Source organism: Nostoc sp. LEGE 12454, from assembly GCF_056620565.1.
On sequence record NZ_JBWQXL010000022.1, the window covers coordinates 73,189 to 93,193 of the forward strand.

Here is a 20,005-nt window from a genome sequence, read left to right on the forward strand (position 1 = left end):
TATTGAAAAAGACCCAATCAAAAAACTTCTTGTTTTTTCTACTCTGTCATGCAGGTACTTATAACAGTAAAAGAGCTAGCGCAACTGTATCTCTCCATAACTTGAGTATGTTCCTTCCTTTTCCTACATCTGGTTTTCCTTTGGGGATTCTAGATTGGCAAAGCGAACGGCATATTTGAGCGCGGTTCTCTTTTTTTAGATTGCCATTGAGCAATTTGGGAAAAGCAACAGCAATCTTAATCCAGCTTTGGAGAAGCTTTTGCCCGCACCGGAACTGTAAAAACCTGCACTGGCAGAGTAAATAAATCTTTTGTAGTATATAGTAGTACAAGCTGCTAAAACTAATCTTTTAGCTTTTGTTTAAAGGGTTGTAAAGCCTAAGAACCTCAAAATGAATTCTGTCTACTCCAGTAGTTTAGCCGTGATACACAAGTGGTATTTGAGTTCAAGCAAGGTTATAAATGTGTTGTTCTAATTTTTTTAGCTAGTTGTAATTGCCTAGTTTAGTTAAGCTATCACACAAATTATTTATGCAAATTACTATGTGGGAAACGTTTTATATCAAACCTAACGAAATCGGCATCTTATATCACCGCAGTGACTTTAAGAAAATTTTGCAGCCCGGTACACATACTTATTTTGGTCGGCATTGGCAAGTAAAAATTCATGACCTCAACCAGCCACTAGCTCAGATTGAGAACCTAGAACTGTTGTTGCGAAATCACGAAGCCGAACTACAAGAACATTTATTGATTATCAGAACCGCATTCAATCAAGTTGCGTTAGTTCGCTACGGTCAGAATTGGGTAAGCGTTGCACCAAATAAATTGATTGCTTTTTGGCGTGGTTTTATTGAAGTAGAGTCTCATCTATTTAACTTGGAAGAAAGCTTAGAATTACCTAGTTATTTTGTACAGCAATTGCGCTCAGTTGCGTTGAATGGAGTGAAGAAGTTCCAAATCTCGGAGTCTGAGATTGGTTTACTATATCTGCAAAACAATTTTGTGCGACCTCTAGAACCAGGAGAGTATGCTTTTTGGTCGGTAGATAGAGATGTTACAGTCCGAATTCTCAGCCGGATTATCCCTAATCCAGACTTTCCCCTAGAAGATGTACTCATTGAAAAACATCCCGACTTTATTGCTGCCTACTGTCAAACAGTGCAATTGCTGACTTCGCAAGTAGCAATTGTGAGATATCGAGGGAAAGTGATTTCTATTTTGCCACCCACCAGCCGCAAGTTATTTTGGCAGGGTGTTGAAGTGGAAATTCTCGACATCAGCGCTGACGCTCAGTTGCAGCCTGCCTTAGTCGCTGAGTTAGTTGAGGGTTCAGCAGAAGTGAAATTGCTCAGTCGCAACTGTTTGCATATTTGTCAAGTTCCCGCCCAACACGTTGGACTAGTATACATTAATCAAGAGTTTCAAGGACTGCGATCGCCAGGAGTACACGCTTGGTGGTTATTTGGCCGCTCTTTTCAAACCGAAACCATTGACCTCCGACTCCAAAATATGGAAGTATCCGGTCAAGACATCTTGTCTAAAGATAAAGTACCTCTGCGGTTGAATTTGACCGCAGGCTTCCGCATCCAAGACCCATTGAGAGCAAAAAATGGGTTGTCAGATATTTCTGGGTTCTTATACAAAGAATTACAGTTTGCTTTGCGTGGTGCGGTCGGCGAACGCAACTTAGATGCTTTATTAGAAGATAAAGGTGCAATTGATAGAAGCATCTCTGAATACATTCGCCAGAAAGCCGCAGAATATGGAATTGAAGTAGATTCTGTAGGTGTCAAAGATATTATTTTACCTGGTGAGATTAAGACTATCTTGAGCAAGGTAGTTGAGGCAGAAAAAGCCGCTCAAGCAAACGTAGTTAGACGTAGAGAAGAAACTGCTGCTACTCGCAGTATGTTAAACACTGCCAAAGTGATGGAGGATAACCCTGTCGCATTGCGTTTGAAGGAACTCGAAGTATTAGAACGGATTGCAGAGAAGATCGATCGCATTCAAGTTAACGGTAGCTTGGATAGTATCTTAACAGACTTGATTCGCATGAATCCGTAGCGATCGGGGGGAATATTCACCAAAGAGAGCAGTGGAGGAAAGAAGAATACCTTTTCTCCCTCTGCTCATTAACTGGAGTTTAGACTAAAAGCGATATGAAGGAACGTAACTCAAATCAGATTACGGATTAAAAATACTTTTAAGCCAGTCTCAAAGCATACACAACCTTTCAGCAGTGTATAGTATATACACCTCAAAATAATTACAATAATAATCATGGATCAGGAGATTATTTGTTTTTTAGGGCTATCCCTGATATTTACAGCAATCTTGTCGATAATTCCTCTTCATCAAATCTTCTTCCGCGAACGGTAAGTGATTACAAAATCTTTAATTATTTATGTAGTTCTACTTAATTATTATGATGAGAGGATTCCAGATGAATATCCCAAATCGGTTAATTAGATGGAAACTTTCAGTCTAATAAATAGTTAAGTGGCTCCGCACACATTCCTTGCACTTGCCCATGAAAACAATCACTTTTGGCAGTTGCTTAAAGGTTAGTTTATGGTAGCCGCAGCATTGGTCAGTTATTTATAGAGTCGATATTTGAGGGGCTACAATGATTGGCTGCTTAAAGTTAGTTGGTTTTTTTATTCTGGGGCTTATTTACCTAATCTTATTGGCAGCAGCACCTAAAACAGCGATTATCTTAGGTGTGGTTAACCTTATAGGATATCTTCTTTGGTCAAGGCAGAAAAAAGAAAAGCAACGTAGAAGGGCTGAGGAGCAACGTAGAAGGGCTGAGGAGCAACGTATAAAGTCAATTGCCTTGGCGCGACAACGAGAAGATTTATATGAATACGACCCATCTATTCAAACTTCACATAAGCGGTCAACGAAAAACATTTTCGAGAACCCTAAAGAGTGGGCAGAGTCAATCGAACGGCGCTATGAGATGGCTCAAAAACACGTACAAGATGCAGAATTAGTTTTTAATGATGATGTTAAGAAATTCAATCAATATAGAAATTATTTGCAAATGGAGTTAATACCAAAGTATGAAAATGCAATTAGCCTATACTTCGATGAACTGTATCGCATAGATGAGAATATTCCAACACCAAGAGAACTAAAGGTTGCTATTGATTTTGTCTATCCCAGTAATTTACAGCCCAGTGCGATTCATGGAGAGTTGACGGAAATATCTCAAAAATTTGCACAGAACATAGCAAATTCTTTGCAAGGTAAAAATATTATGAATCTACAAAAAGGAGATGTTTCGTCTATTGCTATTTCCGTAGCAATTAGTGGGATTTTCTATCTATTTACTGCATCTCAGCAGCGTACAAAACTTGAGAAATTACAAGCAGATGTTGATCTGACGTGTGAACAAATCAGTGGGGCTATAAGAGCATATGGAAAATCTTCAGAAAAAATTAAGCAAGCAAAGTTGATTCATGAAATTGCTGTGAATTATATAATGCGCCATCTTGATACTGTGATTCAATTATCCTCGCAAAGCAAGAAATTTTCGGAATTGCAAGAAGCAGAGCGAAAAGCTGTTGAAGATTGTTATCGAGGTGGAGAGTCATTAAAGAAAATCTTGCAGCAAGACCTGATTCAACCTATCAATTAGGAATAATTGTAAACGTATGGATGACCAAATTATACCAAATAGACCCTATTCTGAAATTGTTGAAATTCGGCAGATTTCAGAATACATTGAATTGGCTTTTCAAATTGTCCCATTGGTTAACAAGGCATTAGAACTACCGAAACAACTTGCCGAAGAAGAGACTAAGAGATTAGCGATTCGAGAAAATGCTGACAACCAACGTAGAATGATTGAGCGTCGAATGGATCAGTTAGATTCTGAGTTGGCAGCTGATATTAATGCTATCAATGTTAGTATGAGGGTCTTTGAAAAAATGGTTGAAGATGGTCATATTGAACAGGCTATGATCTTGCATGAGCGAATTATTAGCAAGCTCTCAGGTCGGGTGAGCATTGCTGCTGACAAGTTCAATCAAAACAACCCCGATGGACAAGTTAAGTTTTACACAACTTGAAAAATGATAGTTTGGAAGCCATTTATTTAACCCTAAATTTTAATCGATGAGTACTCTGTCTATTACCAATAGAACCCTTAAGCTGGGTTCTACAGTTTATCAAGTTAGTAATATAACTAGCGTTGGGAAATATCGCATTAAACCGCGTTATACTTTTAAGATACGCTTCATAATCATATGTGGTTTATTCAGTTGGTTAGGGGTTGAATTGGCTAAGAGAAATCCAGATATGTTGGTCTTGAATTGGGTTATAGGAATTTTATCTTTTTTTGTTGTTCTGGGAATTTTAGAGCGATTTATTAGATCCAAGAAATATGGTCTCAGTATAATAACAAATTCTGGAGGTGTGCAATTAATTGCATCTACTAATCAAAGGCTTATAGATAAAATTATTGATAAGCTTATTGAGATTATGAACAACCGAGATGCGCCGGCAAACTACACGTTCAATGTTTCTGATGGCGACATTATAAATCAGAGCGGTCTCTTTGAAAATGGAGTCAAAGTTGGGTAATCAATATTCACTAGAATAAATTGGAGGCTAAAAGCTATGAGTAATCAAGGTGGACAAACCAATTACAATTCTGCTAGGGGAGATATTATTAATCAATCAGGATCTTTTGTAACTGGTGTTGATAAAAGCAAAATCCAAATCAACAACTCTCAAGATTTGGTGCAAGCTGCCAAAGATATTAAAGCTTTGCTAGATCAACTTTCAGTAGATTATCCCAGTGATAGTCCCAGAGTTTTGGGTGCGAAAGCTTTAGATGAAATTGACAAAAGTCCTGAACTAAAAGCCCGAATTCTCCGAGGAATGAAAGCAGGAAGTTTTGCAGCTTTGGAAAAGATGATTGATCACCCTGTCGCCAAATTTTTTATTGAAGGTGTGAAAGAAGTCTTAAAACCCTAAGTATAATGCTTTAGCAACGCGGCATAAAAACCCATAACTGAACTACCTCAAGATGTTAGCGATCGCAGTATTGTGATGACGTTAAGCATCACATGGCTATTTCAAATATCCCCAATGCTTTGAACCATCCAAACTAAAATTCCTAGAATTTCTTCCACAGGTGGGAGGGGATAATCCATCAGATCGATAGTGACAATATTTTCCTCAAGCTTCAGAAATCGCCATTGCGTACCACTGCTAATAGAACCATATATTACTGGAACTAGACGATTTTTTGCGGCATTGAATCTTTGTGCTGCAACCATTTCGGCAATACATTGTCCAAAGCCTGTTCTTAAATCAGCTTTTTTTTCTTCCACAATCACAATTGCAGGTGCTTCAATTTCTAAAACTTCAGGCGATCGACTCAAAAGGAAATCACACATTCCATTAAGTCCAACTGCCTCATCAACTGTAAAATCTTCTCCAGAGAATAAACCAATTTGCCGATTTAATATCCGTCTAACTTCCAATAATATTGGGTAAATAATTCCTTCTGAACGCGCTTTTTCACTTGCTGAAGAAACAAGTGGTAGACTTTCTTGAAGATATGCAGTCAGTGTAGCAGATGCTTCGATAGGTTTAGTGACAGGAATAAATCGCCCACCCTCCTGGGTTTTTAACCCGAAAGCTTCTTTAACTTTACTGATATTTGTAAACTGACTATAAGGCATAATTTCTAATTACTTTACAACTCCACATTCAGTCTAACGAGTTAGGGCAATGTCTACGACTGCTTCTTATATATCGCTACAATCATTCTCCGAGAACATCTGTGTATATTTACACTCAGCTCATTTTAAAATATATACTTGATAGATAAACTCTAATTATGCCGATTCAATGGCATGGAGTCGCTGTTATGTCAATTGATGAAGTGAAAAACCAGCAAAATAATCATCTAGTTCAACCCCCTACAGACTTAATAGAAAAACCAGTAAAGGCAAAAGACAAGAAAAAATCTAAAAAATCCAAACGGATTTTTGATGGTAGCACAGAAGTTTTTGCCAAGAAAATTCCCAAAAAGACTTTTGAAACTGAACTAAAGCAACTCCAGATTGAGCTAGTCAAAATGCAATACTGGATTAAGCACGTCGGCTATCGGGTTGTCGTCATCTTTGAAGGGCGCGATGCAGCAGGCAAAGGAGGAGTAATTAAACGCATTGCCGATCCACTCAATCCTCGTGGCTGTCGTGTGGTTGCTCTGGGAACTCCCTCCGATCGCGAGAAAACTCAGTGGTATTTTCAGCGCTACGTGCAACATCTTCCGACAGCAGGCGAAATTGTCCTCTTCGATCGCAGTTGGTACAACCGAGCCGGAGTTGAACGGGTGATGGGTTTTTGTACTGAAGCAGAATATCAAGAATTTATGCAATCTTGCCCGGAATTTGAACGAATGCTGGTGCGATCGGGCATTGTTTTAATCAAGTACTGGTTCTCCGTCAGCGATGACGAACAAGAAGAACGCTTTCTTTCTCGCAGTCACGATCCAGCAAGGCGATGGAAACTCAGTCCAATGGATTTGGAATCACGCGATCGCTGGGTAGAATATTCCAAAGCCAAAGATACCATGTTTGCTTACACGAATATTCCAGAAGCTCCCTGGTTTACCATTGAAGCAGATAATAAAAGACGAGCGCGGCTCAACTGCATTCATCATTTGTTGAGCAAAGTTCCTTACGAAGATATGACACCTCCTCCCTTAGAGCTTCCGTCTAGACCTGTGGCTGAGGATTATGTTCGCGCTCCCCGTAATGAGCAATTTTTTGTGCCTCAAGTCTATTAAGCAATATTCCTGAGTCAAAACTATGGCGTACAGCGACTTTACTCTAGAAAAAGTTTCGGCTGTTTTGGGAATCACCACCCAAGAAGCCGATTTATTTCCCAAGCTTGTACCTCTTTCTATTCCTTCGTGGTTAAATGAAACTTTAGGAAAGCGAACCCAATTAGCTCTGATTAGTGAAAAGGCTCGGAGCGAATTTATTATTGTACCGATTTTACTAGCCTGCCGCGATCTTAGCCAAGATAGCTTGGCTATTTTCTCTGGACAAAGACTTGACGTTGATCCTGCACAGGGCTTGATTGGGGAATGTGATTTTATTTTAGCAATCGCTCCACCTTTACCACCATTGCGTAGCCCAATTATCACTGTTGTAGAAGCGAAAAAAAATGATGTTGAAGCTGGGTTAGGACAGTGCATCGCACAAATGGTGGCGGCAGATTTATTCAATCGTTCATCTGGACAAGCAGAAATACCTGTCTATGGATGCGTGACAACAGGAGAAGTTTGGCAGTTTCTTCAACTTTCGGAAAAAGTGGCTTTGCTTGATAAGCAAAGATATTACTTGGATAACGTAGGAGCTATTTTGGCAATTGTACAGACAATTGTTCAGCAATTCAGTGGATGAATCTACTTTTGAGTTGGGGCGGTCGCTATAGTTTAGTCTAATAAAATGATACAAGTCAGTTGAACTTATTAGCCAATTATAGTGGTAGCGAACAGTCTAACAATTTGGTTAGATCAGGTAGTTTAAATAGATCGCCAGTTTATCTACATTATTCCTATTTATTACTAGGTAATATATATGTCAATTCATATTTTTTGGGACAACTCAAATATTTGGTTAGTCGGTCGTAATGTTTGCCAACAAAAGGAATCTAACGATGAAAATAACTTCCGTATTCACTTTTCTAATCTATTCGATTTTGTTGTAAATAATCGTAAAGTTGATTATGCTTTTGTTGGCGGTTCTATTCCACCAGCTAGCGATCCATTGTGGCAGAGATTTACAAATTTAGGAATTAATATTAATAAGCAAGAGCGAGGGCAAAGTAGTGGTGGCGAAGTTGCTGTAGATGAAATCATCCAACTTCAGATGGCTAATCAGGTGCTTGATGTAACCCCACCAGGCGTTATGGTACTTCTAACAGGTGATGGTAGCGGTTACAATAACGGTCAAGGCTTTATTAAACAATTAGAACGGGCACACAAGCATGGCTGGCAAATTGAGGTATTAAGCTGGGATTTAGGTTGCAATCGTTTATTGAAAAGATTTGCAGAGAATAACGGAGTTTACCGACCATTAGAAACTGTTTATGAGAAGGTGACATTTATCAATAATAAACGCTGGGCTATGGGAGCCTAGTTCTGTTCTAGCGATGAAATGTAAGCAGTATGACAATATGTTATAGCGGACGATTGACACTTCCTGTACAGTTGCAATTTTATTTGATTTGACAACCATTTAATTTAGCGATTAGACAGATGTTGCGAAGATAGCATCTACAGTTCCCAAATAATTTTCGAGCAAAAGCGATCGCACCATTTAATCTAAAAAATCGTCAATTAAAATAGTTTTCAATTTAACAGTTTTTCTTAAAGCAAAATGCAAGCAAAATCTAAAAACCAGACTCCATAAGAGTTATACTATCTAAAGCATCAAAACAGATTGTCCCTAAATAACCCTGCAACTTACATTTAGGCTAGAAATAGGCTCTTTTTTCTCTTGCCGCCAAAAAACCTTGCATTATATGATGTTGAGGAGCGATCGCTAGGTTCGGAGTAATCCCAAGAGTGCATTTGACGGAAAGGAAGACCCATCTTTTGGAAGACGTACTTCTCTTTCACACCAGAAGCAACTAGGTCAGGCTTCAGCGCTTTGATAAATTCCTCGAATTCGTAAGCGGTAACGTCGTCATAAACGATGGTGCCGTTTTCGATGTAGTGAGTGGTACGTTTGTAATCGTCATTATGAGCGAACTCATAACCTGTACCAATCATCTTCATGCCCAAGTCTAGGAAAGCTGGGACAACGTGGCGAGGACGTAGACCACCAACCATGATGGCAACAGTCTTACCATCCAAACGGGGGCGGTACTTAGCAATTACCGCATCCATTGTGGGCTGATACTTGGCGATAACTTTCTCAGCGTTTGCTTGGATTGTTTCGTCAAACTTAGAAGCGATTTCCCGTAAAGATTCAGCAATCTTGGTGGGGCCGAAGAAGTTGTATTCCAACCAGGGTATACGGTAGCTTAGAGCCTATAATGCTTATATATCAATGGTTCTGCAAGTCTGCGTTTCGCGTGGCTTGTTTTTGTCTTAAAGATTGCGATTTAAACATCCAAAACTCTAGTGAAATGGTAATTTGATTTGCAAATTGTGGCTTAAGGGGTGTGAAGTTTTAGCTGTATACCCAACAGAATTACTAATCGAACTTTAACCCTCGACTGGAGATGCAACAGTGGTGCATAAGTCAAAATTCGCTGGCGGATAACATTATGTTGTCCGGCAAATTTTTGCAACAACTTGCAGATTATTTGTCAAACTTTATACACTAGGCTAAAACGCGAGTGTATTGGCATGGAAGTATTGGGAAGGCAGATTAGCGAAAATGGAGTGCTGCATCTTATGGACAGCGAAAAAGCTGATCAGGAAACTTGGTTGACTCTGTGCGGTCGCCAAAATCGCACAACTAACGCTCTGCCGTTGCAAAAATTTGATGGTGGCAAGAACTGCTGTACAGTCTGCGTGAGGATGCAACGCGGTAATGAGTTGCTGCGCTCTCGACTAAATGCAGCATGAGTGCGTGGCAAGTGGGGTCTAGTTAGACTGCCTTTAAAATCCTTAGAATTCTGTGGCGAAACCTATTAGGTTTTTATCTTTATTGTTTGACAGCGTGTTTTCGGCAGGTAAATCATCCGTCGATAAGTATACTGTCCGACACGAACTGGGTGGCGATCGGTGGACTTGGTTTCTCTGGGGTTAATGTCGAAGAGATTAACTCCATTGCTGGCACTGCAATTTTAGGAAGAATTAAACCAGTGACAAGTTAACTTGCCGAAGAAATATTAGCGTGGTTTAGCGTGGTTTACTTTTCGGAAACATTAGATGTTTCCTCTAAGTTTCGCGTGGTTTGAAATTGTCGCTGTTTTTAGTGACTGACCACTGACACTCCCTATCGAGCCTTAACCCTTGAATGAGTTTCACTCAATGACAATTGCGTGACTACTGCGCGATCGCTAACTCTCAAGGGTTGAGCCTTAACCCCTAATCGGTTTGTCGTTGATTAAAACCGAATATTAGCGTATGAGATTTCCGCGAACCCTATAGGGGTTTGGAGAATATTAGTGCATGAGTTTTGCAACAGTTCTCGGACATAGAGAAATGTATAACATTTCCAAAGTACGCAACACTGCCACGGTTTACGGATGTTCGCCGGCTGGAGGGGTTAAGACTCCGCCAGGGCGATCGCGTTACGGTAGATTTATGGCGTGTCCCTTTTTAGTACCCATAAAGGCTTATTTTTCCAGCGGAGATATCTAATATCTCCTACTTCGATTTCCAATAACTAAGGTTTAATTGCAATAATTAAACCTTTGTTGGTGACTTGCTCTCTTCGATGGAGGAGTTGAGGCAGAGCCAGGGCGATCGCGTTACGGGCGATTTATGCCGTGTACTTTAGTAGCACCCATAGGGTATTAATCAACTTTTTGGTGACTTATAAGCAGTGCCCATTGCTGCACAACAACGGCTAAACCTTAAGGTTTGTATGAAGCTCTAGAGCGGATGGTCGCACCATTGCGGCTTGAACCGTTGAACCAACCCTTTGAACCACTGAACCAACTAACTGACGGGGAACGTAGCGATTTCGGCAACGGTTCAGAATTACGGTTCAGAACTTTGAACTGAATCAAACCGAGAGGAGACAGCCAAGAAAACGATTTTGAACCGTGGTTCAGGTCTTTGAACTGAACCAAACGCAAATCGCCGCAATGCGAACACAGAACGCTGTATCGCTCCTTGTAGCGTTTCCTCAGCACTAAAGGATTAAGCATCAATCGGGAGCAGTGCGATCGCATTGCGGATAATTTACGGCAACCTTCAGCGATCGCCAGATGATTTTGTACGCAATCAGCGGCCGCTGCACGTTGCGGCAGCTTCCAACTTCAACTTACGACTTCACCAACTAGCTGGTGGAAGTTGTAAGTCAGGAGTTGGAAGTTAAGGTACGACCAACCATCGCGGTGAAGATGGCTAACGTCTCCTCAATTCGGCAGCGGTGGCAGAAATAACCGAGCATTCGTATCCCGGTTGCGCTAACCAAAAGATATCCGCTTGAATTTCAGATACCACCAGTTTTTTGCCGTGCAAGCTAGGACGCACTGCACCGATGTACTCCACTTGATCGCCAACCTCAAAGGTGTCAATCGGGACGACATTTTTGGAATCGTTTACTTCATGATTTTGATTTTTGTGTGCGAAATTTTTTATTTTTGCTTCACTACAATTTTTAGGTAGCAACACTTCGGCTACATTGTTTGCTGTGTTTGGCTTAGAGACAGTTACTACCTTTGGAGATAATTGATTAATATCTTTAGTGGCTTCTGCTGCTGTCTCACTCTGTTCCTGTGGCAACCTCCACATTTGGGAGACCTTGCCATCAACTCTCTTCTTCTCACACTTCACCCACCCAATGCGCTTTAAGCACTCAGCTACCCGCATCTGTGAAAAGCGATCGTGCTTGGCAAGTTCGATTTGGAAACAGTCCCTCAAAATGTTGCTGACGGTGGTTTCTGATTGAAACTTCAAGAATGCGTCGATTGCTTCGTCCCAGGTATCGCTTACCTCATGGCGTTTATTTAGCAGGGCGTTACGCTTTTCGTCAGGTTTGTCCAAATAGTTCGCTTCACCGTTTCGGTAGGCGATAACAGCTGCTGCCCATAACAAATCCCGTTCTGAGGCCAGTTTGTCTACTGGGATTTGGTCAACGTTTACGGGGATAATCCAGTACCTTCTGTGTCCCTCTGGGTCAACTAAGAATTGCGCCGGGTTAACACTGCCCACAAAGCAGCTGGTTCTGGGGAAGGATTCAATCGAGCGCCCATAGGGAACCCGCAAGTTATCATCCTTGGTTGTGAGAAAACCTCGTAAACTCGCTATCTCTTTGCGTTTAAAAACTGATTCGAGTTCTGCTAGCTCTAAAAACCAAAATCGTCTCAGCTTGAGCCGTTCGTCTTTGTCATTGTTACCACTGGTAATCGTGTCATCGAACCAGTCAGGGTTAACAGCTAGCGTTCGCCAAAAGGTCGATTTTCTGATGCCTTGGTTTCCCTGCAATACTACAGCTGTGTCATGCTGACACCCAGGTTCAAATACCCGCTTCACTTGTCCAATTAAGTGTTTTCTCATGAAAACGTTGTGCAGCGGTTCATTGCTGCCAAAGTAGCGAGTCGCAAGATCATCTAATATCCCCTGGTCAACAGATGAATACTGTTGGGCTACGCGCTCCAAATACTCTTGTACCGGAGAGTAAGAACGTTTTTTGGCAAGACTAAGTACTATCTGCGATGCCTTCTCGCTGCTGATGTCGATGTCAAACTCATCAATCAAGTTAATTGCCAAGGTATCCATGTCCAGCGGTTCGCCGTCTAATTCCGGTCTGATGGTCATGGTGTTAAACCGTAGGCGAGTCCCCCATTCATCTCTCAGCAAGTTAAGGATTTGCTTGCTTTTACTCCGAGCTGGGAATATCTGCTCAAGGCTTGACTCAACTGTGCTTTGAATTTCTTGCTCCAGGTGCTTAATTTTATCTTTACCCCGCCGTGAAAGTTCTTTTTTGAATTCTTGCTCAAAATTGACCATTAACTCCCTCCATTCATATACGCTTTGTTTACACCGCTGTCTGAGTGTCCCTAGCTCAAGGGTTCTCTCCGATCCTCTCAGTAGCTTCATGGCAACTTTAGCAACCTCAGATGCAAGCCTGAATGCCAACGGTCGTTCGTCCTCCTTGATTCTCCAATTCTCGTAGGGTTGGGAAAAATGATGAATTTGAACTGCTAAGTCCCTGGCGCTTACAGCCTCGGTTACTAGGCACTCAAGGGGCTGATTTATCTCGTGGATGTAGCAGCTACCTCCAGCGGCTCGAATTCGCCAAACTGCGCCCTTGAATAGTGCCTCAGATGTTTCCGGCTCAAGAAGAATGTAATGTTCACCAGTAGATATCTCTTGTGTGGCTTGAGAGTACTCTATGACCTGAAATAACTGCGCCAAATGTCTTGCTTTAAATGCGTCAGCTACCCAAAGTGTCGGTAGGGCAATCTTGCTAACTCCAGTGTTTTCAGTCCACTCTGTCAACTGCTGCGTTGCTACTGGAAGTGTGGTACTCTGTTTCATAGGTTATTTGTTGGTGGGTGGGCATTCGTTTTCTCTGCTCGCCCAGCAATTTCCAAAAGCTTTACCCAATCTCAACACTGTTTACACCTCTACCCGGTTGTAGACAAGCCCCAAAACTTGATAAATTCAAGCTAAGTTTTGTTTTTTGTTCGGTATGCGGACTTGGGGGGGCTTGTCTTGGACTGGGCATGGAAGTGTTTCAGTGTAGAGATTGGTTAACTCTTTTTCAATTACCGGACTTTTTCTTATGTAAATTTTCTATAACTTCTGCATTTGTGTAAATGCAAAACTCCTATTAGAAAAACTTACAATTTCAGGAAAAACTGTATTAAGCATACATCGGTTAGAACCGTGTATCAATTGGCAATAGACTGGATAAACTCGACATTTTCCCCATGCAATCATGCGTATACAATAAGCATTTTGGCGGTAAAAACATTGTACAGCCGTCCCCACAAGGATTTGCAATTGTACACGGGTACAATGTTAGGAAAAACTACATCGGTTCTATTTGGTGATCATCGAACCATTCAACTTGGCGGTCTTCTAGCTCAAACCAAGGATGATTTTCAGGCAGTTCAACAAAATAAGCCCAGTCGATACCACTCCACCGAAGCCCCAGCACTGTCACTGGATGTAAAATCTCACCCTGCTTCACCTTTATCTTGTGCAGCACGGTCTGACCAATGTAATATTCGGGCTTGTCGAATTCTTTGCTGATCCGCAAACGCCAAAACTTTGACGCTTGTTGAAAAATGCCCAAAGTGGGCGCGTCAGACGCTAACATACTAAGTTGCCTCCTACTGGCGATTAACTGATAGGGGGAAGTCGTGCCGGACAGAGGAGGTCGTAGCCCTCTGTGCCGGGGCGCATTAATTATGAAACTGAGAGAATAGTAACACCAGTTAACAACGGTTAACAACTATTGTTAACCTTGCTTGCTGTACTGAGGGGTAAGATAGGTTAGTACCCTTTAAGTACTCCAATGCCAAGCAAAGTAACAGTTACAGTTGTTTTAACTGAAGACGAAAAGGAGAGATTGAAGCGTTTAGCAGACGCTCAAGACCGTTCACTAAGTTATCTGGCCGGTAAGTTTGTTAGAGAAGGACTAGCGCGCGCTGAGGCAGATCAAGAAAACTCCACACGCCAGATCAGATCGTCCGCATCATTGAAACTGGATGACTTGGATCAGGGATGATCATTTAACCATCATCTGTGGGTAGGAGAACCAGGGAGCGATGCGACGCGACGAACTTACTCGCTTTCCTTGAACTCACTGCTGTATTCATCTGTCTACATATAGAATACAGTACTGAATACAGGCTGTCAACCAAACTGTAGACAAGAACTCGGAAACCATCTACTATTGTAGACAGTTGTATTCAGTGGATAAGCTATGGTCAGCAAACAGTTTTCGTTTCGCTTGCCTGACGAAGTTGTGGAAGCGCTAGAACGATTACAGTTAGAAGGGGAGAGTCTAAACCAGACGGCTCAAAGGATACTCACAAAATCTGTAGGGTTGTCTACAGAGCCACTGTCTACAGTGTCTACATCTGTAGACATCGGAGAAATAGTGAGGCAAGAAGTAGAAAACGCGATCGCTAACTCCGAACGGTTGCAAGAGATGATTGCAGCCAATACCGCTTACTTGGCAGCAGGCATCAATGAAATTAAGCACTCAGTCGATGAGCGCCTGGGGGAGTTGAGCGCCTGAGAGAGAACGCTGCATCTCTTGGGCAATCACCAGTTTCCCTATCTACAGATGTAGACAGCACTGTAGACATAAACTCGACCCGCGATCGCGTTCTTGCCAAGCTGAAACTAGGGAGGCAGTCAACAGTCGGAAAGGCAATCGACGCATTTATCCGGGAACTTCAAAAACCGCCGATCGGCTCATAGCAGCTTCGCTACTTCCAGACCTTAATGTGCTGTTGCAAGCTAAACCGTTCACAAAAACTTCAAAGCAAGATCAGTACCTTTGCTGTATCAGTGTTTAGAAGTAATAAGGTAGAAATGAAGTAGCAAATTTTATTCTACTAATCAGTATTTTTATGAAGTTTTCGTCTAAAGTTTTGGCAGTTTTAACTTCAACTTTTGGTTTATTTTCAATCAATTTTGCTGTTTCTCTACCTGCTCAAGCGTCAGTGACATGTGAAGGTGGGACAATTAATAATTATTCAAATGGTTCGTTGGAAACTTGTATTCTTGGCCAAGATACGATCGTGCAGGTTTCCAGCCCCAGCACTGGGTTATCTAATTTTGAGTGCCAAGCCCAAAAATTTATATCTTTTGATGAGAAAGCACAGTTTACAGGTTGCCAGCTTTCACAGGAAATCCAACTTAGAAAAGGTAACTCAATTGAAACATGTCCAGCAGGATATAAAGTAGATGTTTCAGTTTCAACTGATGGTATTCAGTCCATTACTTGTAGACCCTAAGAAGATGTTTGGATAGTGGCGACTGCCTTGTTGTCATGTAACTCTAATTGCAATGCGGATCAATGCAAAAAACAATGCAGCCATAAGAGCGATACCTACCCGCCCTTGATTGCGATGCCTGCGGTGTTCTCGTTGCCATCGCACTCAAGGGCGGGTGCGCGGTTTGCATTAAAGTATTGTTCTAGCTTTTAATATCACAATGTAACTAGAACAGTGTTTAACCATGCCCCAAAAAGATGTAGACTTGGCTTTGACTGTGCCTCGATCCTGCCTCGATCCTGCCTCGATCATCGGTCACATGTGCCACACATAACCGCCTACACCTTATCTACAGTTTGTCTACAGTTGACTGTTGTCTGGCTTGAGTAGCTGTTGAGTAGCTTACGTGTTGTAGTGTAGTGGCACTGTTGAGGCTCAATATCCCATCCCTTCCTTGTCTACAATGTCTACAGAAAAATGGCGCTAAATTTTGGGGTGTAGACGGCTAAAAAGCTTTATCTGAGCCGTTTTTAGCAACTGTAGACAAAATTTCAATTCCTTAGAAAATAGCCAATTTTAACCCCAATGCATCGGCAAGGTCTTGCTGCTATGGAGGTGGCAACCGGAATAGGGTGAGGTAGGAGCTAAGGTCACAACCAAGTTAGGTAGTAGCAGCCTCTAATCCAAACACAGCAAGCAATGTAGCCGGAGTGTTGCTACCTAAAATTTTAGTGAAGGCAAAAAATAAAAAATTTCGCACACAAGAATCATGAGGTAGACAAACTCCGTAGTGTGTCAAGTAGACAGTACCTCGCTGATTTGATGCCGCGCCAGAGCTTGCCTGAGATATTCCACCTCAGCCCTTAGCCGTGCATTCTCCTGCTTCAACGTATCCATATCATCTTTTTTATTCACTGCCTGCTTAATTACCTTCCTCCGGTTCTCCAAGCTGAACCACTTCTGATAAATCTCAGTGTGAATCTCTACAGAATGCCCCAAATTGTCAGCAGCAGCTTTAATTGGAATGCCCATCATGTGCGCTCGAATCGCCCAAGCGTGGCGTAAGTCATAGGGCGTAAACGGAATATTTACGCGCCTAAACCAGGATGAACAATTAACCCGAATAGTGTTGATATCTGTAAAACTAGTTCTGTCATCAGTTTGAGCTTTCAAAAGTTCTAAATACTCTACGTTTTTTAAATCAAACAAGTAAACCCATTCAGGATGTAGTGGTAAAACTTCCCTGTAACCAGTCTTAGTATCTGGGTGAACCTTCCATGTATTATCTTTATTTTCAGGACTCAACCACCAATCAATTTCAGGATTTACAAACAGTTCTCTTGGGCGTAGTCCATAGGTAGCAAGCATTCCATACACCCATTCCCACATCTTCCAACTGTCTAAGCAATTCTTCTTGATTGTCAAGCTCCTAGTCAAAGAATAATGATGAAAAGATTCCTGATATTTGATGATATCCTCATCACTGGGAATGTCCCTAGCCTGACTTTTTGGTTGTGTAGCTTTAAAATGTTCGAGAGTGAAACCAGTTAAATTAAGAGTTGATTTTAAAACCTTCAACGATTTAACGGCGCTGTATTTGGCAGAATCTCCCGTCAACTCTGCAAGCTTCTTATCAATCTCCGGTTGAGTCAATAAGGTATCTAACCCAATCAATCGCCGTAAATACTCTTTGTAATAGAAAAAGGTGTGTTTACTTTTTTCTGTTAACTTGCGTGTTTTGAAATACTCAGTTTCAAACTCTTCTAAAACATCACCAAGGGTTTGGGATCTGTTGCTGACCTTAGCGATTTTACCCAGATATTTATCAGTCCATTCAAACTGTTTACGGGCGAGCAGCTTGCCTAGCTCGTTTGCCTCTTCCTCAGCTGTTCTCAAACCGTCCAAGCTTGCAGGGATATTTAGCGAAATCTTGTACTGCTTAAAACCAGTTCCTTTCGTGTCGCGATCGCCTGGCTTGATTGGTAGAGATGCCTGCAATTGAATAGTGTCCCGTGCCACGACCAAACCAACTTTGACCTTAGCGGCTTTTAGACGGGCCCTAGTGTCTGTCAAACCTTTATCAAACTTGCGTTCCAGATGCTGCCGAGTAGCCTTCATGTGTTCCTGCGTTCCTAGATAGCTGCCATCGGTAGATGCTGGCGGAGTGAAATCCTCAAAAACGTCCTGCCCTTTGCTTTTCATTGTGTCTTAAATGTGTCTTAAAATTTAGTCCATTTAGAACAATGTTTAAACTGAGCAAAGTTAGACGTGGACTAAATCCTGGTATCACAAGATATTAAATCATACTTTGTACAGGGTATACCATAAGCTTCTTCCATGTGACGGCTGATGTAGTTCATCGACCGGTAACAGTGGATGAGGTTCATCTTCACATTGGGGGTCATCAACATTTCGTTGATGGTGCCATCACCAGACCACTGAGCGACTACGCGCAAGCCGATTTCTTCTAACAGGATGCGGCTAGCCCAAGCATCTCCACCGATGTTGTAGTCACCAATGATGGCTACATCATAAGGAGTACCTTCAAACTTGAGTGTACCGTCTTTTTTCGCTTGGTCGGATCTGGTGAATACCCAGTCACGAACCATGTCGTTAGCAATGTGGTGTCCCAAAGATTGGGAAACACCCCGGAAGCCTTCGCAACGCACAGGTACAACTGGCTTGCCAATTTCTTTCGATGTCTTCCGAGCAACTGCTTCGATGTCATCCCCAATTAGACCGATGGGACATTCTGATTGAATGGAAACACCACGGTTGAGTGGGAAAAGTACATCAAGTTCTTGGATGAGCTTGGTAAGTTTCTTGTCACCACCAAAAACGATATCTCGTTCTTGGAAGTCAGAGGTGAAGTGCATGGTACCAAAGGTGTCAATACCTGTGGTGCCGATGTAGTAGTTACGACGACCAGACCAAGACCAGTAACCGCAACCTACAGGCCCGTGGCTGATGTGGATCATGTCCTTGATAGGGCCCCAAACCACACCTTTAGAACCGGCGTAAGCACAACCACGAGCGGTCATTACCCCAGGAAGGGATTTGATGTTAGACTTAACGCCGCAATCGGACTTACCTTCTTCGTATACGCCTAAGTGCTTTTCCCGTTTTTTCTTAGCTTTATCGGGGTAAGCGTTTAGAACTTCTTTAATTAGTTCTTTTCTTTCTTCGATGATGTTTTGATTTTCTGGAGGTGTCATATTTAGCCTCTGTGACTTGTAAGGATCGGGGCATAGGGGGACTAGGAGTCCCCTCTAAGGTTAGGGGGGAGATGCAAGTGAGAGGGGAAAAGGTAAGATATGGAACTCTTCCTTTTTCCTTGTGCTAAAGCGTTATTTATTAGCAGCGAATTATACTACAGGAGCTTCAGCAGCACTCTTACCAACCAACATTGCGGTATTTTCGTCGCTTTCGAGGATACCGAATTCAATCAACAATTCTTCTAGTTCTTCCATTTCGATGGGTGTAGGAATAGCTAGATTCTTGTTGTCGATAATTTTTTGAGCCAATGTCCGGTATTCGTTAGCTTGGTTGCTTTCTGGTGCGTACTCGTTAACAGTCATCCGGCGCAATTCTGCGTGTTGAACGATGTTGTCACGGGGTACGAAGTGAATCATTTGGGTGTTCAACCGTTTTGCCAAGGTTTCGATTAGTTCGATTTCTCGGTCAGTGTTACGGCTGTTACAAATCAAACCACCCAAACGCACGCCACCTGTGTGTGCATACTTAAGAACACCACGAGCGATGTTGTTAGCAGCATACATCGCCATCATTTCACCTGATGTCACGATGTAGATTTCTTGTGCCTTGCCTTCACGGATAGGCATTGCGAAACCACCACACACAACGTCACCTAATACGTCGTAAGATACGAAGTCTAGGTCTTGGTAAGCACCGTTTTCTTCTAAGAAGTTGATGGCGGTGATGATACCACGACCGGCGCAACCTACGCCGGGTTCTGGCCCACCAGATTCTACGCAACGAACGTCACGGAAACCGGTTAGCATTACTTCTTCGAGTTCGATATCTTCTACTGCACCACGTTCTGCGGCGAGGTGAAGAACGGTTGTTTGAGCCTTGCTGTGCAGCATCAAACGGGTGGAGTCAGCTTTAGGGTCGCAACCGACGATGAGGATGCGTTGACCCATTTCTGCCATAGCTGCCAAAGTGTTTTGGGAAGTGGTAGATTTACCGATACCGCCCTTACCGTAGAAAGCTATCTGTCTAATGTTTTCGTCTGTCATTGTTCGTGTTTCCCTGCAATTGGTTGGTTGGTGGGTCTGTGCGTTTGTCAGTTGCGTTCACGCCAGTTGAGCGACAGTAGTGAGCGCGTGTAGAGCATCGTTGGTAGCGTTGGCATAAATGCCTGC

General features: G+C 42.2%; 20 protein-coding genes and 2 pseudogenes. 15 read left to right on the forward strand and 7 right to left on the reverse strand.

Going from position 1 to position 20,005, the window contains the following annotated elements; all coding sequences use genetic code 11:
• Positions 1–542: 542 nt before the first annotated feature.
• The 5 genes from AC1F2U_RS21740 to AC1F2U_RS21760 all read left to right on the forward strand — a co-directional run bounded on the left by AC1F2U_RS21740 (position 543) and on the right by AC1F2U_RS21760 (position 4,988).
• On the forward strand, positions 543–2,066 hold the full coding sequence (locus tag AC1F2U_RS21740) for a slipin family protein (RefSeq protein WP_480262988.1): 1,524 nt from the start codon (positions 543–545) through the stop codon (positions 2,064–2,066).
• A 562-nt stretch (positions 2,067–2,628) separates the two neighbouring features.
• Positions 2,629–3,645: a hypothetical protein gene (locus tag AC1F2U_RS21745; RefSeq protein ID WP_480262959.1), complete on the forward strand. Its 1,017-nt coding sequence runs from the start codon at positions 2,629–2,631 to the stop codon at positions 3,643–3,645.
• Between the two features lie 16 nt (positions 3,646–3,661).
• The gene (locus AC1F2U_RS21750) at positions 3,662–4,078 is read left to right on the forward strand and encodes a hypothetical protein (protein WP_480262960.1); all 417 of its coding nucleotides are present in this window, start codon (positions 3,662–3,664) and stop codon (positions 4,076–4,078) included.
• Between the two features lie 46 nt (positions 4,079–4,124).
• The gene (locus AC1F2U_RS21755; RefSeq protein ID WP_480262961.1) at positions 4,125–4,592 is read left to right on the forward strand and encodes a DUF6232 family protein; all 468 of its coding nucleotides are present in this window, start codon (positions 4,125–4,127) and stop codon (positions 4,590–4,592) included.
• Between the two features lie 36 nt (positions 4,593–4,628).
• Complete coding sequence (locus AC1F2U_RS21760) at positions 4,629–4,988, forward strand: hypothetical protein (RefSeq protein ID WP_480262962.1); 360 nt, start codon at positions 4,629–4,631, stop codon at positions 4,986–4,988.
• A 101-nt stretch (positions 4,989–5,089) separates the two neighbouring features.
• Here AC1F2U_RS21760 and AC1F2U_RS21765 read toward each other — a convergent pair whose 3' ends face one another.
• The gene (locus AC1F2U_RS21765) at positions 5,090–5,701 is read right to left on the reverse strand and encodes a hypothetical protein (RefSeq protein WP_480262963.1); all 612 of its coding nucleotides are present in this window, start codon (positions 5,699–5,701) and stop codon (positions 5,090–5,092) included.
• A gap of 188 nt (positions 5,702–5,889) precedes the next feature.
• Here AC1F2U_RS21765 and ppk2 point away from each other — a divergent pair, with 188 nt between their 5' ends.
• The 3 genes from ppk2 (at position 5,890) to AC1F2U_RS21780 (ending at position 8,173) form a co-directional block, all read left to right on the forward strand.
• Positions 5,890–6,813, forward strand: coding sequence for a polyphosphate kinase 2 (gene ppk2, locus AC1F2U_RS21770; RefSeq protein WP_480262964.1), 924 nt, complete (start codon positions 5,890–5,892; stop codon positions 6,811–6,813).
• A gap of 22 nt (positions 6,814–6,835) precedes the next feature.
• Positions 6,836–7,435, forward strand: a complete 600-nt coding sequence (locus tag AC1F2U_RS21775; protein WP_480262965.1) for a hypothetical protein — start codon at positions 6,836–6,838, stop codon at positions 7,433–7,435.
• A gap of 177 nt (positions 7,436–7,612) precedes the next feature.
• Positions 7,613–8,173 carry an NYN domain-containing protein gene (locus AC1F2U_RS21780; protein ID WP_480262966.1) on the forward strand — a complete coding sequence of 187 codons (561 nt, stop codon included), beginning with the start codon at positions 7,613–7,615 and terminating at the stop codon, positions 8,171–8,173.
• Between the two features lie 332 nt (positions 8,174–8,505).
• Here the strand turns inward: AC1F2U_RS21780 and AC1F2U_RS21785 are convergent.
• Positions 8,506–9,063: pseudogene (locus tag AC1F2U_RS21785) on the reverse strand (nitrogenase component 1); the annotation flags it as partial.
• A gap of 375 nt (positions 9,064–9,438) precedes the next feature.
• On the opposite strand from AC1F2U_RS21785, the gene AC1F2U_RS21790 reads away from it, so the two are divergent.
• From AC1F2U_RS21790 to AC1F2U_RS21805, 4 genes are all read left to right on the forward strand, one after another.
• Positions 9,439–9,612, forward strand: a complete 174-nt coding sequence (locus AC1F2U_RS21790) for a hypothetical protein (RefSeq protein WP_480262967.1) — start codon at positions 9,439–9,441, stop codon at positions 9,610–9,612.
• Positions 9,613–9,664: 52 nt separating this feature from the next.
• Positions 9,665–9,796 (forward strand): hypothetical protein, encoded by a 132-nt coding sequence (locus tag AC1F2U_RS21795; protein ID WP_480262968.1) that lies wholly within the window; start codon positions 9,665–9,667, stop codon positions 9,794–9,796.
• Between the two features lie 365 nt (positions 9,797–10,161).
• Positions 10,162–10,353: a hypothetical protein gene (locus AC1F2U_RS21800; protein ID WP_480262969.1), complete on the forward strand. Its 192-nt coding sequence runs from the start codon at positions 10,162–10,164 to the stop codon at positions 10,351–10,353.
• Positions 10,354–10,596: 243 nt separating this feature from the next.
• Complete coding sequence (locus tag AC1F2U_RS21805; RefSeq protein WP_480262970.1) at positions 10,597–10,719, forward strand: hypothetical protein; 123 nt, start codon at positions 10,597–10,599, stop codon at positions 10,717–10,719.
• Positions 10,720–11,064: 345 nt separating this feature from the next.
• Here AC1F2U_RS21805 and AC1F2U_RS21810 read toward each other — a convergent pair whose 3' ends face one another.
• Together AC1F2U_RS21810 and AC1F2U_RS21815 are read right to left on the reverse strand one after the other, a co-directional pair.
• Positions 11,065–13,203 (reverse strand): virulence-associated E family protein, encoded by a 2,139-nt coding sequence (locus AC1F2U_RS21810; protein ID WP_480262971.1) that lies wholly within the window; start codon positions 13,201–13,203, stop codon positions 11,065–11,067.
• Positions 13,204–13,699: 496 nt separating this feature from the next.
• The gene (locus AC1F2U_RS21815; RefSeq protein ID WP_480262972.1) at positions 13,700–13,990 is read right to left on the reverse strand and encodes a hypothetical protein; all 291 of its coding nucleotides are present in this window, start codon (positions 13,988–13,990) and stop codon (positions 13,700–13,702) included.
• Positions 13,991–14,188: 198 nt separating this feature from the next.
• Here AC1F2U_RS21815 and AC1F2U_RS21820 point away from each other — a divergent pair, with 198 nt between their 5' ends.
• From AC1F2U_RS21820 to AC1F2U_RS21830, 3 genes are all read left to right on the forward strand, one after another.
• On the forward strand, positions 14,189–14,401 hold the full coding sequence (locus AC1F2U_RS21820) for a ribbon-helix-helix domain-containing protein (RefSeq protein ID WP_480262973.1): 213 nt from the start codon (positions 14,189–14,191) through the stop codon (positions 14,399–14,401).
• 198 nt (positions 14,402–14,599) lie between these two features.
• Positions 14,600–14,917, forward strand: coding sequence for a YlcI/YnfO family protein (locus tag AC1F2U_RS21825; RefSeq protein ID WP_480262974.1), 318 nt, complete (start codon positions 14,600–14,602; stop codon positions 14,915–14,917).
• Between the two features lie 358 nt (positions 14,918–15,275).
• Positions 15,276–15,641, forward strand: a complete 366-nt coding sequence (locus AC1F2U_RS21830; RefSeq protein WP_480262975.1) for a hypothetical protein — start codon at positions 15,276–15,278, stop codon at positions 15,639–15,641.
• A gap of 774 nt (positions 15,642–16,415) precedes the next feature.
• Here AC1F2U_RS21830 and AC1F2U_RS21835 read toward each other — a convergent pair.
• The 3 genes and pseudogenes from AC1F2U_RS21835 to nifH form a co-directional block, all read right to left on the reverse strand.
• Complete coding sequence (locus AC1F2U_RS21835; RefSeq protein ID WP_480262976.1) at positions 16,416–17,822, reverse strand: site-specific integrase; 1,407 nt, start codon at positions 17,820–17,822, stop codon at positions 16,416–16,418.
• A gap of 98 nt (positions 17,823–17,920) precedes the next feature.
• Positions 17,921–18,835: pseudogene (locus AC1F2U_RS21840) on the reverse strand (nitrogenase component 1); the annotation flags it as partial.
• A 150-nt stretch (positions 18,836–18,985) separates the two neighbouring features.
• Entirely contained in the window at positions 18,986–19,879 is an 894-nt protein-coding gene (gene nifH / locus AC1F2U_RS21845) for a nitrogenase iron protein (protein ID WP_322674540.1), read from the reverse strand.
• Between the last annotated feature and the right edge of the window lie 126 nt (positions 19,880–20,005).

Excerpts from the sequence above, each read along its gene's own strand:
- AC1F2U_RS21805 (WP_480262970.1), top strand. The coding sequence starts at position 10,597 with ATGGTCGCACCATTGCGGCTTGAACCGTTGAACCAACCCTTTGAACCA.
- AC1F2U_RS21835 (WP_480262976.1), bottom strand. The coding sequence starts at position 17,822 with ATGAAAAGCAAAGGGCAGGACGTTTTTGAGGATTTCACTCCGCCAGCA.
- AC1F2U_RS21765 (WP_480262963.1), bottom strand. The coding sequence starts at position 5,701 with ATGCCTTATAGTCAGTTTACAAATATCAGTAAAGTTAAAGAAGCTTTC.
- ppk2 (WP_480262964.1), top strand. The coding sequence starts at position 5,890 with ATGTCAATTGATGAAGTGAAAAACCAGCAAAATAATCATCTAGTTCAA.
- AC1F2U_RS21810 (WP_480262971.1), bottom strand. The coding sequence starts at position 13,203 with ATGAAACAGAGTACCACACTTCCAGTAGCAACGCAGCAGTTGACAGAG.
- AC1F2U_RS21820 (WP_480262973.1), top strand. The coding sequence starts at position 14,189 with ATGCCAAGCAAAGTAACAGTTACAGTTGTTTTAACTGAAGACGAAAAG.
- AC1F2U_RS21815 (WP_480262972.1), bottom strand. The coding sequence starts at position 13,990 with ATGTTAGCGTCTGACGCGCCCACTTTGGGCATTTTTCAACAAGCGTCA.
- AC1F2U_RS21800 (WP_480262969.1), top strand. The coding sequence starts at position 10,162 with ATGAGTTTTGCAACAGTTCTCGGACATAGAGAAATGTATAACATTTCC.
- nifH (WP_322674540.1), bottom strand. The coding sequence starts at position 19,879 with ATGACAGACGAAAACATTAGACAGATAGCTTTCTACGGTAAGGGCGGT.
- AC1F2U_RS21760 (WP_480262962.1), top strand. The coding sequence starts at position 4,629 with ATGAGTAATCAAGGTGGACAAACCAATTACAATTCTGCTAGGGGAGAT.
- AC1F2U_RS21775 (WP_480262965.1), top strand. The coding sequence starts at position 6,836 with ATGGCGTACAGCGACTTTACTCTAGAAAAAGTTTCGGCTGTTTTGGGA.
- AC1F2U_RS21790 (WP_480262967.1), top strand. The coding sequence starts at position 9,439 with ATGGACAGCGAAAAAGCTGATCAGGAAACTTGGTTGACTCTGTGCGGT.
- AC1F2U_RS21755 (WP_480262961.1), top strand. The coding sequence starts at position 4,125 with ATGAGTACTCTGTCTATTACCAATAGAACCCTTAAGCTGGGTTCTACA.
- AC1F2U_RS21745 (WP_480262959.1), top strand. The coding sequence starts at position 2,629 with ATGATTGGCTGCTTAAAGTTAGTTGGTTTTTTTATTCTGGGGCTTATT.
- AC1F2U_RS21780 (WP_480262966.1), top strand. The coding sequence starts at position 7,613 with ATGTCAATTCATATTTTTTGGGACAACTCAAATATTTGGTTAGTCGGT.
- AC1F2U_RS21750 (WP_480262960.1), top strand. The coding sequence starts at position 3,662 with ATGGATGACCAAATTATACCAAATAGACCCTATTCTGAAATTGTTGAA.
- AC1F2U_RS21740 (WP_480262988.1), top strand. The coding sequence starts at position 543 with ATGTGGGAAACGTTTTATATCAAACCTAACGAAATCGGCATCTTATAT.
- AC1F2U_RS21825 (WP_480262974.1), top strand. The coding sequence starts at position 14,600 with ATGGTCAGCAAACAGTTTTCGTTTCGCTTGCCTGACGAAGTTGTGGAA.